This window comes from Streptomyces sp. NPDC055025 (genome assembly GCF_053608565.1).
This window is the reverse complement of the sequence record NZ_JBSGVS010000112.1, coordinates 1-15,669: the sequence shown is the minus strand read 5'-3', so window position 1 is coordinate 15,669 and position 15,669 is coordinate 1. Positions and strand designations below refer to the sequence as shown.

14 protein-coding genes and 1 pseudogene are annotated in these 15,669 nt (G+C 70.5%); 6 read left to right on the top strand and 9 right to left on the bottom strand.

The features are described 5' to 3' along the window. Positions 1-186 precede the first annotated feature (186 nt). Complete coding sequence (locus ACWGDX_RS37945; protein WP_453633182.1) at positions 187-414, top strand: helix-turn-helix transcriptional regulator; 228 nt, start codon at positions 187-189, stop codon at positions 412-414. A gap of 83 nt (positions 415-497) precedes the next feature. Beyond that, on the top strand, positions 498-1,754 hold the full coding sequence (locus ACWGDX_RS37940; RefSeq protein ID WP_453633180.1) for a tyrosine-type recombinase/integrase: 1,257 nt from the start codon (positions 498-500) through the stop codon (positions 1,752-1,754). A 111-nt stretch (positions 1,755-1,865) separates the two neighbouring features. Here ACWGDX_RS37940 and glnA read toward each other — a convergent pair whose 3' ends face one another. Then, a complete protein-coding gene (gene glnA / locus ACWGDX_RS37935) occupies positions 1,866-3,275 on the bottom strand; it encodes a type I glutamate--ammonia ligase (protein ID WP_363081088.1) in 1,410 nt (469 codons plus the stop codon). Between the two features lie 221 nt (positions 3,276-3,496). On the opposite strand from glnA, the gene ACWGDX_RS37930 reads away from it, so the two are divergent. Beyond that, the gene (locus ACWGDX_RS37930; protein ID WP_453633178.1) at positions 3,497-3,964 is read left to right on the top strand and encodes an RDD family protein; all 468 of its coding nucleotides are present in this window, start codon (positions 3,497-3,499) and stop codon (positions 3,962-3,964) included. Positions 3,965-4,171: 207 nt separating this feature from the next. Here ACWGDX_RS37930 and ACWGDX_RS37925 read toward each other — a convergent pair whose 3' ends face one another. From ACWGDX_RS37925 to lipB, 4 genes are all read right to left on the bottom strand, one after another. Then, a complete protein-coding gene (locus ACWGDX_RS37925) occupies positions 4,172-4,870 on the bottom strand; it encodes a DUF4191 domain-containing protein (protein WP_363081851.1) in 699 nt (232 codons plus the stop codon). A 9-nt stretch (positions 4,871-4,879) separates the two neighbouring features. Then, positions 4,880-5,107 carry an SCO2195 family GlnR-regulated protein gene (locus ACWGDX_RS37920; protein ID WP_365903923.1) on the bottom strand — a complete coding sequence of 76 codons (228 nt, stop codon included), beginning with the start codon at positions 5,105-5,107 and terminating at the stop codon, positions 4,880-4,882. 498 nt (positions 5,108-5,605) lie between these two features. Then, positions 5,606-6,586, bottom strand: coding sequence for a lipoyl synthase (locus ACWGDX_RS37915; RefSeq protein WP_453633176.1), 981 nt, complete (start codon positions 6,584-6,586; stop codon positions 5,606-5,608). 239 nt (positions 6,587-6,825) lie between these two features. Beyond that, positions 6,826-7,623: a lipoyl(octanoyl) transferase LipB gene (gene lipB / locus ACWGDX_RS37910; protein WP_363081849.1), complete on the bottom strand. Its 798-nt coding sequence runs from the start codon at positions 7,621-7,623 to the stop codon at positions 6,826-6,828. Positions 7,624-8,216: 593 nt separating this feature from the next. On the opposite strand from lipB, the gene ACWGDX_RS37905 reads away from it, so the two are divergent. Then, positions 8,217-9,845 (top strand): regulator, encoded by a 1,629-nt coding sequence (locus tag ACWGDX_RS37905; protein WP_453633174.1) that lies wholly within the window; start codon positions 8,217-8,219, stop codon positions 9,843-9,845. A gap of 116 nt (positions 9,846-9,961) precedes the next feature. Here the strand turns inward: ACWGDX_RS37905 and ACWGDX_RS37900 are convergent, their stop codons facing one another. Continuing rightward, complete coding sequence (locus tag ACWGDX_RS37900; protein WP_453633173.1) at positions 9,962-11,287, bottom strand: FAD-dependent oxidoreductase; 1,326 nt, start codon at positions 11,285-11,287, stop codon at positions 9,962-9,964. A 232-nt stretch (positions 11,288-11,519) separates the two neighbouring features. Next, positions 11,520-12,413, bottom strand: coding sequence for a TIGR01777 family oxidoreductase (locus ACWGDX_RS37895; protein WP_453633171.1), 894 nt, complete (start codon positions 12,411-12,413; stop codon positions 11,520-11,522). 34 nt (positions 12,414-12,447) lie between these two features. Here ACWGDX_RS37895 and ACWGDX_RS37890 point away from each other — a divergent pair, with 34 nt between their 5' ends. After that, positions 12,448-12,981 carry an N-acetyltransferase family protein gene (locus ACWGDX_RS37890; protein WP_453633169.1) on the top strand — a complete coding sequence of 178 codons (534 nt, stop codon included), beginning with the start codon at positions 12,448-12,450 and terminating at the stop codon, positions 12,979-12,981. Between the two features lie 285 nt (positions 12,982-13,266). Here the strand turns inward: ACWGDX_RS37890 and ACWGDX_RS37885 are convergent. Together ACWGDX_RS37885 and ACWGDX_RS37880 are read right to left on the bottom strand one after the other, a co-directional pair. Continuing rightward, positions 13,267-13,779 (bottom strand): annotated as a pseudogene (locus tag ACWGDX_RS37885) (DUF4240 domain-containing protein); the annotation flags it as partial. Positions 13,780-13,984: 205 nt separating this feature from the next. Continuing rightward, on the bottom strand, positions 13,985-14,950 hold the full coding sequence (locus tag ACWGDX_RS37880; protein ID WP_453633167.1) for a helix-turn-helix transcriptional regulator: 966 nt from the start codon (positions 14,948-14,950) through the stop codon (positions 13,985-13,987). Positions 14,951-15,177: 227 nt separating this feature from the next. On the opposite strand from ACWGDX_RS37880, the gene ACWGDX_RS37875 reads away from it, so the two are divergent. Further along, the gene (locus ACWGDX_RS37875; protein WP_453633165.1) at positions 15,178-15,579 is read left to right on the top strand and encodes a DUF6221 family protein; all 402 of its coding nucleotides are present in this window, start codon (positions 15,178-15,180) and stop codon (positions 15,577-15,579) included. Positions 15,580-15,669 lie beyond the last annotated feature (90 nt).

Sequence of the window (15,669 nt, the reverse complement as noted above, 5' to 3'; positions counted from 1 at the left end):
GCGTCACGCCGTGACGCAGCCCGTGACGCAGCGGTGACGCACCCCCACACCGCTGCGTCACACAAAACCCCAGGTCAAAGCCCCGCATGACGCACGTGACGCTGTGACGCAGAAATCCACACCTCGGACAGACTCCGGCGGATTCCAGGTCCCCGCCGCCCCTCCCAGGCACCCGAAGGAGACCCCATGGGCGCCCTCAAAGCCTTGGACACACTCCGGGCCGGACTCCCGGACCGCTACCTCACCCCCGACGACATCGCCACGATGTTCAGCGTCCCACTGGAAACCGTCTACCAGTGGCGCAAGAAGCGGACCGGCCCACCCGGATTTCGTGTGGGCAAGTACATCCGCTACGACCCCGCCGCCGTGCGCGCCTGGGCACAGGAACGCATGGCCGAGGACATCGCCGCCTGACAGACCAGCACACCCCGCACCACCCAGGGAGGGTCACACCGTGGCCCTCCCTTTCGTTCACCCCGAAAGGACCAACCACCCGCATGGCAGGCCACATCCAAGACCGCTGGTACAAGACCGAAACCGACGCGACCGGTAAGACCACCCGTGTCAAATCTGACCGTCACGGCACCGGCATGCGCTACCGCGCCCGCTACGTGGCTCCGGACGGAAGCGAGCGCAGCCGTTCGTTCCCTGACAAGCAGAAGCGCTTGGCCGAGTCGTGGTTGACACAAATCGCGGCCGACATGACGCGCGGCCAGTACGTAGATCCCTCGGCGGGGAAGGTGACGTTCCAGCAGTTCGCTGCGGGGTGGCTGGCGTCTGCCACGACGGACGTGTCCACCATTACGGCCATGGAACTGCGGTTCCGGCTCCATGTTTTCCCGCACATTGGGTCGCGCTCGCTGAGTGCGTTCCAGGCGGGTCACATCCGGGCTTGGGCGCGGGCGTTGAAGGACTCCGGCATGGCCGCGTCGTATCAGCGGGTCATCTTCGCCAACGTGTCCGCGGCGTTCGGTGCGGCCGTGGACGACGGCATCATCGTACGGAATCCCTGCCGCGCTGGTTCTGTCCGTGCGCCCAAGCTGGATGTGCGGAAGCTCAAGCCGTGGACTCGTGAGCGGGTCCTCAATGTACGGGCTGCGCTGCCAGAGGAGTACCAGGCACTCGTTGATCCGGGTGCTGGCTGCGGCTTGCGTCAAGGCGAGATCTTCGGGCTGGCACCTGACGAAGTCGACTTCCTTGGAGGAGTCGTGCATGTCGTCCGGCAAATCAAGATGGTGGGTTCGCACCTCGTGTTCGCCCCGCCCAAGGGTGGCAAGCTGCGGGATGTGCCCCTGCCGGATGCAGTGGCGTACCCCCTGGCCGCGCAGATTACCCGCCGACCGCCGATCGAAATCACTCTGCCGTGGAAGGCCCCGGACGGTCCGCTTGTCACGGTGCCGCTGATCTTCTACTCGCGAGAGCGGAAGGCGCTGAACCGGAACTACTTCAACATGTACCTGTGGAAGCCCGCCCTGGTCTCCGCAGGCGTCATCCCGGAGCGTGAGCCGGGGGAGCGGTTCAAGGAGTCGCGCGAGCACGGTATGCACGCGCTGAGACACTTCTACGCGTCCGTACTGCTCGATGCAGGGGAGAACATCAAGGCGCTTGCCGAGTACCTGGGGCACTCGGATCCGGGCTTCACGCTCCGGACGTACACGCACCTGATGCCGAACAGTCAGGCGAGGGCCCGCAAGGCCATCAACGCGATGTTCCTCCCCGAGGACGACGACCAGACGGAGCAAGCCGCAGGCTGAACGCGGCCCGCAGAAACGGCCGTAGGCCGTGCCTCCAGCGAACGGAGTGGCACGGCCTACGGCCCATGGACGGCCCAGGGGAGCGAAAAGCCACTCCGACCTGGGGCGTTCCTAAATGTCGAAGTAGAGCTCGAACTCGTGCGGGTGCGGGCGGAGTTGGATGGGGGCGATTTCCTTGGTGCGCTTGTAGTCGATCCACGTCTCGATCAGGTCCGAGGTGAAGACGCCGCCGGCCTGGAGGTATTCGTTGTCCGCTTCCAGGGCGTCGAGGACGTCCGGGAGGGAGGTGGGGACCTGGGGGACGCCCGCGTGCTCCTCGGGGGCCAGTTCGTAGAGGTCCTTGTCGATCGGCTCGGCCGGCTCGATCTTGTTCTTGATGCCGTCGAGGCCCGCGAGGAGGAGGGCGGAGAAGGCCAGGTACGGGTTCGAGGAGGGGTCCGGGGCGCGGAATTCCACGCGCTTGGCCTTCGGGTTCGAGCCCGTGATCGGGATACGCATCGCCGCGGAGCGGTTGCGCTGCGAGTAGACCAGGTTGACCGGGGCCTCGAAGCCGGGGACCAGGCGGTGGTACGAGTTCACCGTCGGGTTGGTGAACGCCAGCAGCGACGGGGCGTGCTTGAGGATGCCGCCGATGTAGTAGCGGGCGGTGTCCGAGAGGCCCGCGTAGCCCTGCTCGTCGTAGAAGAGCGGGGTGCCGCCCTGCCACAGGGACTGGTGGACATGCATACCGGAGCCGTTGTCACCGAAGATCGGCTTGGGCATGAAGGTCGCGGTCTTGCCGTTGCGCCAGGCAACGTTCTTCACGATGTACTTGAAGAGCATCAGGTCGTCGGCGGCGGCGAGCAGCGTGTTGAACTTGTAGTTGATCTCCGCCTGGCCGGCGGTGCCCACCTCGTGGTGCTGGCGCTCGACCTGGATGCCGGACGCCTCCAGCTCCAGGGAGATCTCGGCGCGCAGGTCGGCGAAGTGGTCGACCGGCGGGGCCGGGAAGTAGCCGCCCTTGTAGCGGACCTTGTAGCCGCGGTTGTCCTCGATCGCTCCGGTGTTCCAGGCGCCTGCCTCGGAGTCGATGTGGTAGAAGCCCTCGTTCGCGGTGGTGTTGAAACGCACGCTGTCGAAGACGTAGAACTCGGCCTCCGGGCCGAAGTACGCGGTGTCCGCGACGCCGGTGGAGGCGAGGTAGGCCTCCGCCTTCTTGGCGATGTTGCGCGGGTCGCGGCTGTACTGCTCGCCCGTGATCGGGTCGTGGATGAAGAAGTTGATGTTCAGCGTCTTGTCGCGGCGGAACGAGTCGACACGGGCCGTCGACAGGTCCGCGCGCAGCGCCATGTCCGACTCGTGGATCGCCTGGAAGCCACGGATCGAGGAGCCGTCGAAGGCGAGCTCCTCCGTCGGGTCGAACGACTTCGCCGGGATCGTGAAGTGCTGCATCACGCCAGGCAGGTCGCAGAAGCGGACGTCGACGAACTTGACGTCCTCGTCCGCGATGAACTTCTTGGCCTCGTCGGCGTTCTGGAACATCCAGCTCCTCCTCCTCCCGTCCCGGGGAGGGGCGGGGGTTGTCGCTCGGTCGTGCGGCCAGTGCGGTGGCACACGCTGGACCCGACCATAGGTTTCCGGGATTTCTCAAGCATGACCCATTTGTTTCTCCCAAGTTAACCAGCCCGGGTGCGCGCCGGGGCGTACGACGGTCCCGCACCCCCGTCCCCTGGGCGTGGGCACCGCCGCAGTACCGTGGTCGGGTGGACAACAGGCAAGCAATCGGATCGTGGCTCTCCGGCCCCCGTGCGGCCGCCGAGGACATGGGTGTCGACTTCGGCCACCGGGGTGAGCGACTGGGGCTGCCCGAGCACGGACCGGGCGCGATGGCCCCGCTCGGACGGCGCTTCGGAGCCATCTTCGTCGACTGGGCGCTCTGCATGCTGATCGCATACGGATTGCTCGCCGGCCGTGACTGGCAGGCGGCCGGCAACTGGGCCCTCGGAGTCCTGCTCGTCCTGAGTGTGCTCACCGTCGGTACGGTCGGCTTCACCCCCGGCAAGCGGGTCTTCCGCCTGCGGGTCGTCGCCGAGGACGGCGGCAGGCTCGGCCTCGGCCGCGTACTCATCCGCAGCGTCCTGCTCTGCCTGGCCGTCCCGGCCCTCGTCTGGGACCGTGACGGGCGCGGGCTCCATGACCGGCTCTCCCGTGCCGTGCAGGTGCGGATCTGAACCACGGGTCCGGGTCACGGGTCCGGGCTACGGGCCACCGGCCACGGGTCTGGGTCATGGGTCTGTGGACATGGACATATGAGAGGGCGGCCCCGTCATTCGGGGCCGCCCTCTTGTCCGTCTCGTACGGTCGTCCGTCTCGTCCGGTCCGGCGCACACGCCGGCGCACGCGCCTGTCGTCGTGCGTACCGTCGGTGCGTACGTACGTCAGCGCATCTTTCCGCCTCGCGGCATCCTCATGCCCTTCGGCATCGGACCCTTCGGCAGCGGCATGTTGCTCATCAGATCGCCCAGCGCCCGCAGCCGGTCGTTGGCCGCCGTCACCTGCGGGCCCGCCAGGACACGCGGCAGCTTCAGCATGGTCGTACGCACCTTCTTCAGCGGTACCTGACCCTCGCCGTCGCCGACGATGATGTCGTGCACCGGCACGTCCACCACGATGCGTGCCATCCGCTTCTTCTCGGCCGCCAGGAGGGTCTTCACCCGGTTCGGGTTGCCCTCGCCCACCAGCACGATGCCGGCCTTGCCGACGGCCCGGTGGACGACGTCCTGGTTGCGGTTCATCGCCACCGCCGGGGTGGTCGTCCAGCCCCGGCCGACGTTCTCCAGGACTGCCGCCGCCGCGCCCGGCTGGCCCTCCATCTGTCCGAAGGCGGCCTTCTCGGCGCGGCGGCCGAAGACGATCGCCATCGCGAGGAACGCCAGGATGAAGCCCAGGATCCCCAGATAGACCGGATGGTTGATCAGGAAGCCGATCGCGAGGAAGACACCGAAGGTGACGATTCCCACACCAGCGACGACAAGACCGACCTTTGAGTCGGCCCGTCGGGTCATCTTGTAGGTAAGAGCGATCTGCTTCAGTCGCCCCGGGTTCGCAGCAGTGTCTGCGTTTTCCTTCCTCGCCATGCCCAGAGTTTACGTGGCGCGGGAAGTGGCCTTCGACACGGCCTCCATTACGTGCTGCGCCTCGACCCGGTCCTTGGCCCTGCGGCGGTCCTCCAGGACGGCCGTCCAGGCGTTGCGGCGGGCCGTGCGCTGGCCGCCGCTCAGGAGCAGGGACTCGACGGCGCGCAGCGCGCCGGCGACGGAGGGCAGGACCGGAGCGGTCCGGAGGACCGGCGTGGTCCGGGGGGTGGCGGCCATCGCCTCGGTGACGGGTCGTACCGGCACTTCGGCGACGGGTCGTACCGGCGCGTCCTGCATGATGGCGATCCCCTCGCGAACGGGTCTGGTGCGGCGTGCACGAGCGTGCGCGGTGCGTAGAACCAGAGTCACTCACTGGTGTTACCAGGGCGTGACCGACCGGTCAAACGCGAATGAAACCCGGATACGCCCTGGATTCGGGGCCCCCCGTACGGCCCGGAACGACGACGCGGCCCGTACGCGGCCCCCGACCTGCGGGGAGCGTACGGGCCGCCACACGACCGGCTCCACTGCTCAGTGGTCACTCGCGAGTCGCTTGTGCTCGGATTCACACAGCCGATCTGAAAAGCCGATCGGGGTCATACGTAGGCCACTCGGCCCACGGCGCCGTGATGCCCACGACGGCACTCGCGCGCGCCGTCCGGCTCCGGTCGACCGCGGTTCAACGGCTCCGGCACGACGACTTTGGCACGACGGCTCCGGCTCACCGACCGCGGCTCATACCGCCTGGCCGGCCACCGCCGCGCCCGTGACCGCCCCGCCACGGCGCTCCACCGCCTGCTGGTACAGCCGGCCCGCGCGGTACGAGGAACGGACCAGCGGTCCCGACATCACACCGGAGAAGCCGATCTCCTCGGCCTCCTCCTGCAGCTCCACGAACTCGTGCGGCTTCACCCAGCGCTCGACCGGGTGGTGCCGTACGGACGGCCGCAGATACTGGGTGATCGTGATCAGCTCGCACCCCGCCTCGTGCAGTTGCCGCAGCGCCTCGCTGACCTCGGCGCGCTCCTCGCCCATGCCCAGGATCAGATTGGACTTGGTGACCAGACCCGCCTCGCGGGCGCGCGTGATCACCTCCAGCGAACGCTCGTAACGGAACCCGGGCCTGATGCGCTTGAAGATGCGGGGTACGGTCTCGACGTTGTGCGCGAGCACCTCGGGCCGGGACGAGAAGACCTCGGCGAGCTGCTCGGGCACCGCGTTGAAGTCGGGGATCAGCAGCTCGACCTTCGTACGGCCCGCCTCCCGCTCCGCCGTCTGCGTGTGGATCTGGCGCACGGTCTCCGCGTACAGCCAGGAACCGCCGTCCGGCAGGTCGTCACGGGCGACGCCGGTGATCGTGGCGTAGTTCAGATCCATGGTGACGACGGACTCGCCCACCCGGCGCGGTTCGTCGCGGTCCAGGGCGTCCGGCTTGCCCGTGTCGATCTGGCAGAAGTCACAGCGTCGGGTGCACTGGTCGCCGCCGATGAGGAAGGTCGCCTCGCGGTCCTCCCAGCATTCGAAGATGTTCGGACAGCCCGCCTCCTGGCAGACCGTGTGCAGCCCCTCGCTCTTCACGAGCTTCTGGAGCCGCTGGTACTCGGGTCCCATTTTCGCCCGGGTCTTGATCCACTCGGGCTTGCGCTCGATGGGGGTCTGGCTGTTCCGGACCTCCAGACGCAGCATCTTGCGTCCGTCGGGTGCGACAGCGGACACGTCCGGCACCTCTCTCTGCTGGCGCGGCATTCGATTCTTCGGCGAACACCAGGTTACGCCCGATATTTGCGTGGCATTACGTAGGGCCAACCCATGGCCAGAAGGGCGCATTCCCATGCGTCGCGGCCCTTCCGGCACCTGCCGCGCCCCCGTCCCTCCTCGCTCCGTCCCGGTGGAGCGGGACGAGCGGGACAAGCCGACGGCGGTGGCGGCGGTTACGGCTTTGCGGTGCGCGGCGGCTACGCGCTCGCGCGCTCGATCTCGCGCGGCTTGAGCTCCGCGCTCTCCAGCACGTCCCGCAGATGTCGTTCCACCACGGGAACGACCTCCGCGATCGTGATCTCCCCGCCCAGCTCGTTCGAGAGCGAGGTGACCCCCGCGTCCCGGATCCCGCACGGCACGATCCGGTCGAACCAGGTGTTGTCCGGATTCACGTTCAGCGCGAAGCCATGCATGGTCACGCCCTTGGCGACCCGGATGCCGATCGCCGCCAGTTTCCGGTCCTCCCGGCGCTGGCCGGCGTTGGACGGCGCGTACTCGGGGCCGTTCAGCCGGGGGTCGAACTCCTCGTCCGCCAGACGCGGATCGAAGTCCAGCGACAGTCCGCCGAGCGCGGGACGCTCGTGCACCGGATCACCGAGCACCCACACCCCGCTGCGGCCCTCGACCCGGGTGGTCTCCAGGCCGAACTCCGCGACCGTACGGATCAGCGCCTCTTCGAGACGGCGGACATGCGCCACCACATCGACGGGGCGCGGCAGTTTGAGGATCGGGTAGCCGACGAGCTGGCCGGGGCCGTGCCAGGTGATCTTCCCGCCGCGGTCCACGTCGATGACGGGGGTGCCGTCCAGCGGGCGCTCGCTGTCGGCCGTGCGCCGTCCCGCCGTATAGACCGGCGGGTGCTCCAGCAGCAGACAGGTGTCGGGAATCTCGTCCGCGAATCGGGCCGCGTGGACCCGGCGCTGCTCCTGCCATGCCTCCTGGTACTCGACGGCCTGCCCGCCGAATCCCAGTCGGACGTACCGCAGCTCACTCACGGCAGCCTCCTCAGAACTTTCATCGTGCACGTGTCGCGCCCTCGCCACTGTACGGCGGCTCGCGGCGGTGCGGCCGGGCAGGTGTTCCGGGGACCTCACGGACAGGTGTTCCGGACCGGAACGAGCCCCCGCACGGGCCCGGAACGAGCTTTCGCACGGACCCGGAACGAGCTTTCGCACGGACCCGGAACGAGCCCCGCACGGGCCCGGAACGAGCCCCCGCACGGGCTCTGAGACAGGTCCCGCGCGGGCCTTGAACAAGCGACTCCGCGTCGGCCCCGAGCAAGCCCCGCGCGGGCTCTGAGACAGCTCCCGGCAGGCTCTCGCACGGACCCCCGCACGGACCTCCGCACAGACCCCCGCACGGGCCTTCGCACATGACTTCGCCGGCTCTCCGGGAGTCCCCCTCTTCATCTCTTTCCCAGTCCCCTTCGCGGGGCCCGGCATGCACTCCCGTCAGCAAGGCCCTTGATCCTCACACGATCGGATGAATGTGTCGCGAACGTCGTGGTGGAGGCGTTCACTACCGCTAAATTCGCGCCGTTCCATATGGGCTGCTCCCCGGGCCCGGAAGGCAGGAGACCGTAGAGCTGATGTCGGAACGACCTCCGCAGCGCATCCCCAACCGCCAGCTCGCCGCGCTCATCGCGGAAGCCGGATTCTCCAACGCAGGTCTCGCCCGCCGGGTGGATCAGCTCGGTCTCGAACACGGCCTGGATCTGCGGTACGACAAGACATCGGTGACGCGCTGGCTGCGTGGACAGCAGCCCCGTGGCACCACTCCCGCGCTGATCGCCGAGGTGTTCACCCGCCGTCTCGGCCGTCGGCTCTCCGCGCAGGATCTGGGGCTGGACGCCTGTGCCCCGGTCTACGCGGGTCTCGAATTCGCGTCCTCGCCCGAGGAGGCCGTCGATATCGTCGGCGGACTGTGGCGCAAGGACTCCGGCAGCCACTCCGAGCTGCGCAAGATCGCGTTCACCCCGGCCGGACTGGTCGTCCCCAGCCGCGACTGGCTGATCGGACGAGCCGACGAGCGGGTCGGCCACCCAGGCCTCGAAACGCACGGCCCCGGCCGCGGTCATGAGAGCGGCGGCCGGGGCCACGAGACCGGTGCCCGCCATCACGACCCCGGCGGCCAGGAGGTCCATGGCCAGGAGGTCCGCGGCCAGGAGACCCGTGGCCACGAGGCCCGGGGCCAGGAGGTCCGTGGTCACGAGATCCGTGGTCACGAGATCCGCGGCCAGGGGAGCGCCGCCCGGGTACCCACGCAGGGGTGGCCCGCCACCGTCCCCAGGCCGCGTACCGAACGCGCGGCGGGCCAGCGCGTCACCCTGGGCGATGTGGCCGCCCTGCGCTCCGTCGGCGATCTCTTCCGCGCCCTCGACCAGACCTACGGCGGCGGCCATGCCCGGCAGGCCCTCGTCCGCTATCTGGAGCACGAGGCGGAGCCGATGCTGCGCGGTGTGTACGGGGAGACCACCGGCCGCCGTCTGTTCGCCGCGGCGGCCCATCTCACCCGGCTGGCCGGCTGGACCTCGTACGACATCGCCGCCCACGGCCTCGCCCAGCGGTACTTCGTCCAGGCGTTACGGCTCTCCCAGGCGGCCGGGGACCGGGCCTACGGTTCGTACGTCCTGGTCACCATGAGCCGTCAGGCCGTCTATCTCGGTCATGGCCGGGAGGCGGTCCAGCTCGCGCGCGTGGCCCAGCAGGGCGTCGGGGGCTCCGCGCCACCGCTCGTCCAGGGGCTGCTGCACGCCGCCGAGGCGCGCGGGCACGGTGTGCTCGGCGAGGTCCGGGCGTGCACCGCCTCGCTCGTACGGTCCGAACGCGCGCTGGAGTCGGCGCGGCCCGGCGACGAGGTACCGCACTGGGCCCGTTTCTTCGACGAGGCGCAGCTCGCGGACGAGTTCGGGCACTGCTACCGGGATCTCCAGCAGTACCGCCCCGCCGTCCAGCACGCCGAACGCTCCCTTCAGCTACGCGCCCCGGCGTACGCCCGCAGCAGGCTCTTCTGCCGGGTGGTACTGGCCTGCGCCCGGCTCGGCCTGGGTGAGCTGGACCAGGCGTGTCTGCTCGGGGCGGAGGCGGCCAAGCAGTCGACCGAGATGCGGTCGGCGCGCGCGGTGGAGTACGTACGGGACTTCGAACGGCGCCTGGAGCCCTACCGGGACGCGGCGGCCGTACGGAACTACCGCGACCGGATCGCGGCGCTCGGCTGACGCCGGGACGCGACGCAGGGACGTGGCACAGCGACGTGACACAGGGACGTGAAGCCGGTCCCGTCCGGGGTTGATCGGCGCCGGACGGGACCGGAGCCGGCGTCGCGGCGGCGCTGCTACGCCACCGCGGGCAGGGACGCCGTCTCGTACTCCGGCCGCACCCCCAGATCCCGCAGGATCGCGTGGGCGGCGCGGCGGCCCGAGAAGAGCGCGCCCTGGACCGTGCTGGTGTCGCGGTGGTCGCCGCACACGTAGAGACCCGACAGCAGCCGCACCGGACGGCGCGGATCGTGCGGCGGCGGCATCGCGGGCACCGCCTCCGGGTCGTGGTGGACGGCCAGCAGCTCCCAGTCGTCGGTGGGCGTCCCGTACAGCTTCGCGAGATGCGCGCGGACCGAGCGGTCGAGCCCGTCGGCCGGGGGAGGTGTGCCGAGCAGCGTCGAGGAGATCAGCACGCGGCCGGCCGGGGCCCGCGAGGGGTCGACGGCGCTCATCACGGCGGTGTACGCGACCGGGCCGCCCCCGTCGGCGTCCAGCAGCAGCGCCGGTTCGTTCATCGGCGGTTCGGGCGCGGTGTGGTGCACGACCGTCCTGGGGTGGAAGTCCGGCACCCGCAGCCCCGGCAGCAGCTCGGCCGCCGCCCGCGCGCCGGTCGCCAGGACGAGCGCGCGGCAGGCGATCTCGCCGTGCTCCTTGGTGGTGACGCCGCTGATGGACGCGTCCGTGACACAGACGTCCGTCTGGACGGTGCCCTCCGGCAGGGTCCGGGCCAGCAGCTCGGGCAGCGCGGCGGCGCCGCCCGCCAGAACGAACATCCGGCCGTGGGCGAACGCGTGCAGCGCGAGATCCGCGCAGCGGCTGGACGTCCCGAGACCGGGATCGCTGAGCAGCGCGGACAGCAGCGGGCGTACAAAGGCGTTGACCGTACGCGCGGGCAGCCCACGGGCCGACAGGGCCTCCAGGGCGGTGCGTTCGGGACGGGATAGCAGACGGCGCGTCGGGGTCGCCGCGAGACGGCCCAGGGCGGCGCCCAGCCGGGCCTGGTCGACCGCGCCGCCCAGCGGGGGCCGGGGGGCGCTCGCCAGGGCGCGTGCCGCCGTCAGTGCGCTCCGCGCGCTCCCGACGGCTCCGGTCCGGTAGTTCCGGCCGTCGCTGTGCACGAGCACGCCCGGCGAGAACTTCCGCACCCCCACACCGTCCAGACCCGGAGTGCGGAGCAGCTCCGGATACGAGGTGGTGAGAAGCTGTCCACCGCGGTCGAGCCGGAAGCCGTCCACCTCGTCGGTGGCCATACGGCCGCCTACGCGCGGGGCCGCCTCCAGGACACTGACTTTCACACCTGAGCTGGTCAGATGCCGGGCCGCCGACAGACCTGCGATACCGGCTCCGATGATGACGACGTCCGCCTGCTGTGCGGTCGAGTGGTGTGCGGCGCTGAGCACGTGCCCCTCCCCGAGGTCGGCGCGGCTGGTGGGGCGCTGATGACTGTCATCAGGCCCCGGAATGCCCGAGCGGTACCCAGGTGTGCCTGAGTTCCGAAGGGATCCGGTCGGGTCCGGTCGAGCATAGGAAGGGAAGGGCCCCCTGGCGGACGCGCGTGTGCGGGGTCACCGGCGCATGGGGGGTGCGCGCCCGTCCGGGGGAGGGGAGGGCCTGCTCGTCCGGGGCGGGGGACTACGCCGCGCGGATCGCTTCGTCAATGGTGGGGAACGCGAAGGTGAAGCCCGACTCCAGCAGACGCGCCGGGAGTACCCGCTGGCTGCCCAGCACATCCTGCGACAGATCGCCGAGCACCGCCCGCAGCGCCACCGCCGGGACCGGGAACAGGGTCGGCCGGCGCAGGACCCGTCCCATCGCCGCCGTGACCTCGCGGTTGGTGACCGGTTGCGGCGCGGTGAGGTTCACCGGCCCCTCCAGCGTCTCCGTGTCGATGAGGTGGCGCAGCGCCGCGATCTCGTCGTGCAGCGCGATGAAGCTCCAGTACTGGTCCCCGCCGCCGAGCCGGCCGCCGAGGCCCGCGCGGAAGATCGGGAACAGCCGCCCCCACGCGCCGCCCGCGCGGGAGACCACCAGTCCGGTCCTGGCGAACACCGTCCGTACGCCCGCCTCCTCGGCGGCCTGGGCGGCCTCCTCCCACTCCACGCAGAGCGACGGCAGGAAGCCGTTCCCCGGCCGGGTGTCCTCGTCGGCCGGGCGGTCGCCGGTGTCGCCGTAGAACCCGATGGCGGAGCCGCAGACGAGCACCCGGGGCGGTTCGTCGAGCGTGGCGACGGCCTCCGCCACGGCGGCCGTGCCCAGGACCCGGCTGTCCCGGATCTCCTTGCGGTACGCCTCGGTCCAGCGGCGGTCGGCGATGCCCGCTCCCGCGAGATGGACGACGGCCTCGCAGCCGAGCAGAGCGCGCGCGTCGACATACTGCCGCAAGGGGTCCCACTCGGCCTCGTCGCCACCCCGCGCGGGGTGGCGCACCAGACGTACGACCTCGTGGCCGTCGGCGCGCAGGGAGCGTACGAGTGCCGTACCGATGAGCCCGGTGGAGCCGGTGACCGCGATCCTCATGGGACCCATCCTGCCCCGTGGGACGCCGTGGCACAGTTGCGCCATGTCCGTACGACGCGCCATGTCCGCACCGCGGATCCGTCCCGCCGCCCTCCAGGACGGCGAGGCCCTGACCGAACTGGACCGGCTGACCTGGTCGCCGGTGCACGCCGTGACACCGGAGCCGCGGCCTCCCTTCCCGCCTTTCTTCGACTCCAGACATGTGCCCGAGGACTATCTCGTCGCCGAGGTCGGGATCGAGGGAGCGGAGGACCGGATCGCCGGGTACATCCGGGTGGCGCGGCCCTCGTCGCTCGCCACCAACGCGCATGTACGGCAGATACAGGGGCTGGCGGTGTACCAGTGGGCGCGTCGGCGCGGTGTGGCGCGCGCCCTGCTGCGCGCGGCGGCCCTGCACGCGCGCAACCAGGGCGCACGGCGGCTGACGCTGCGAGTGCTGGGACACAACACGGCGGCGCGGACCTTGTACGAGTCGGAGGGCTACACCGTCGAGGGGATCCTGCCGGGGGAGTTCCACCGGGGCGGGCAGGACATCGACGACGTGTTCATGGGGCTCTCCCTGACGGACTCCGGCTGACGGAGCACCGACGGAGCGCCGACGGAGCGCCGACGGAGCGGGGAGCGGACCGCCACCGGGCTGTGGCGCTTTCTACCGGCCCGCCCGACCCGCCCGGCCCTCCTGCTCCTCCCGTTCCTCCCGTTCCTCCTGCTCCTCCTGCACTTCGTCCACGTCCGCCACGTACGCCACGTCGTCCACGTCCGCCACGTAGTCCACGTCCTCCACTTCCTCCAGCTCCTGGTCCTCCCGCTCCGCCTCCACCGACGCCTGGCGGCCCCGCCGCTCCCGCTGGTCCTGCGGGCCCCCGAAGCGCTCCCAGAGCCGTGGGAACCGCTCCGCCAGCGCCGTGTCGTCCTCGAAGTCCAGTGGTGTGCCCTGCGGCTCCGCGGTCTGCGGCGGGATCCCCAGATCGGGCGCCACCACCGCGGTGAGCTGTTCGTACGCCTCGTCCGCCGCGTACCCCAGCTCCTCGCCGTCGCCGTCGAGGTCCTCGTCGAACTCGTCCAGGAGCTCGGCGAGACTGTCGGGCTCGTGCAGCGCGCCCTCGAAGATCTCGCGGCCCTGGCCGATCAGCCAGCAGCGGAAGTAGTCGAAGGCGTCGTCGCTCGCCCCGTCCAGCAGCACGGCGGCGGCGCCCCACAGATCCCAGTGGTAGGCGCGGTTGTAGCGGGACTCGAAGTGGCGCGCGAAGTCGAGCACGGAGTCGGGATCGAGCGTCAGCAACCGCTCGACCAGCAGATCCGCGTGGTCCTCGGGGTCGCCCTCGGCCGCCTCGCGGGTGCTGTCGATGATCTCCCAGAACTCCGTCTCGTCCATCACGGGTCAAGCATCGTGCTTGGCGGGGGGCCGCGCACGCGGAGCCGCCCAAAACACCGGCCTTTCTTGAGAAACCGGCTCGACGGCCGGAGGGAGGGGACGCACGGCGGTTGTCCCGGCGCGGGGCCCTCACGCGTACAGGCCGCAACGCGCGCAGGCCTCCTCGTACCAGGTCTCACGCGTACAGGCCTCACGCGCACAGCCCTCACGCGTACAGCGCGCGCATCCGTTCCGCCGTTTCCGCGAAGCGGCTCCGCAGGGCGGGCGGTTCCAGGATCTCCACGTCCGGGCCGAGCGTCAGCAGCTGGGAGAACGCGACCTCCTCCGACTCCACCGGCAGCGTGAGCGTCAGCAGGCCCTCCCCGTCCGCCGGTTCCGCCGCCGCGATCGCCTCGTGGGCGGCGGCGCGGTCCACGATGTACGGCAGCCTGCGGGCGCCGTCCTGTGTGAGCCGTACGACGATCCGCGTCGCCAGCAGAGAGCGCGCGAACTCCGCCGACCGCTCCTCCCAGAAGGTGGGCAGGTCGAAGCACTCATCTCTGACGAAACGTTCCTTCTTGGGCTCCGCCGCAGTGAACCGGTCAATTCTGTAGACCCTGAACGTCCCCTCCGTACCGGCGCAGAGGTACCAGATCCCGGCCTTGAGCACGAGACCGTACGGGGCCAGCTCCCGCTCCACCTCCGTGTCCCGGCGCCGGTAGCGGGCCGCGAGCAGCCGGTCGTCCCACACGGCCTCGGCGATGGCGGGCAGCAGCGCGGGTGTGCGGGGCTCGTGGTACCAGCCGGGCGCGTCGAGATGGAAGCGCTGCGCCGCCGAGTCCGAGGCGTCCCGCAGCGAGGGCAGCAGCGCCGCCGACACCTTCAGCCGGGCCGCCGACGAGATGTCGTCGAGCCCCATCTCCCGTAGCGCGCCCGGCACTCCGGAGAGGAACAGCGCCTCGGCCTCACCGCGCGCGAGCCCGGTCAGCCGGGTACGGTAGCCGCCGATCAGCCGGTAGCCGCCGCTTCTGCCGCGGTCCGCGTACACCGGCACGCCCGCCTCGGAGAGCGCCTGCGCGTCACGGGTGATGGTCCGCTCGGAGACATCCAGCTCCCGGGCCAGCTCGGCGGCGGTCATGGACGGTCTGGACTGGAGCAGGAGCACCATCTTGATCAGCCGGGCAGCGCGCATGACTCCATGATGCCGGGGAGTTCGGCCACTCGTGGAAGCTGTTGGCCAATTGGCATGGCCTGATTCCACGGCAAGTGGCGTAAACGGGAACAGATCGCGTATAGATCACGCATGGATCACGCGCGGGCGGTGAACTCCCCGGTCCGGGCGCTTCCGACGGTGCCCGGACCGTCCGCGCGAAGGGCCGTCGGCGACAGTTGAGCGAGATGGCAAAGGACCGGAACCTGATGACAGACCACAACGCCGACCTGGTGGCCTTCGTCCGGGCCCGCCTCGACGACGAGGAGCGGGTCGCGAGAGAGGCCGGCGGGGAGGACTGGCGGTGCCCGCCGGAGCTGCCCGGTGAGGTCCACGACCGCACGGGCGGCATCGCGTTCAGTCTGCGGACGCGCGGTTACGACCAGCACATCGCGCGCCAGGACCCGGCGTACACGCTCCGCCGTATCGAGACCAGCAGAGTGCTCCTGGACGAGTACACGGAGGTGGCGGCGCTCGACACCGACCGTCCGGCGCACGACTTCGCCTCCGGCCGGGCCGTCGGGCTGGGCTTTGTCGTACGGCAGATGGCCGCGGAGCACGCGAGTCACCCGGACTACCAGGTGAAGTGGCTGCCCCGGTTCGCCCGGTGACCCGCGCGCGACGCGGTCGCCCGCCCATGCGGCACCGCGCGCGAACGCGCGACGGCGCCCCTCCCGGGACGCCTACGGTGTCCGCCGGCC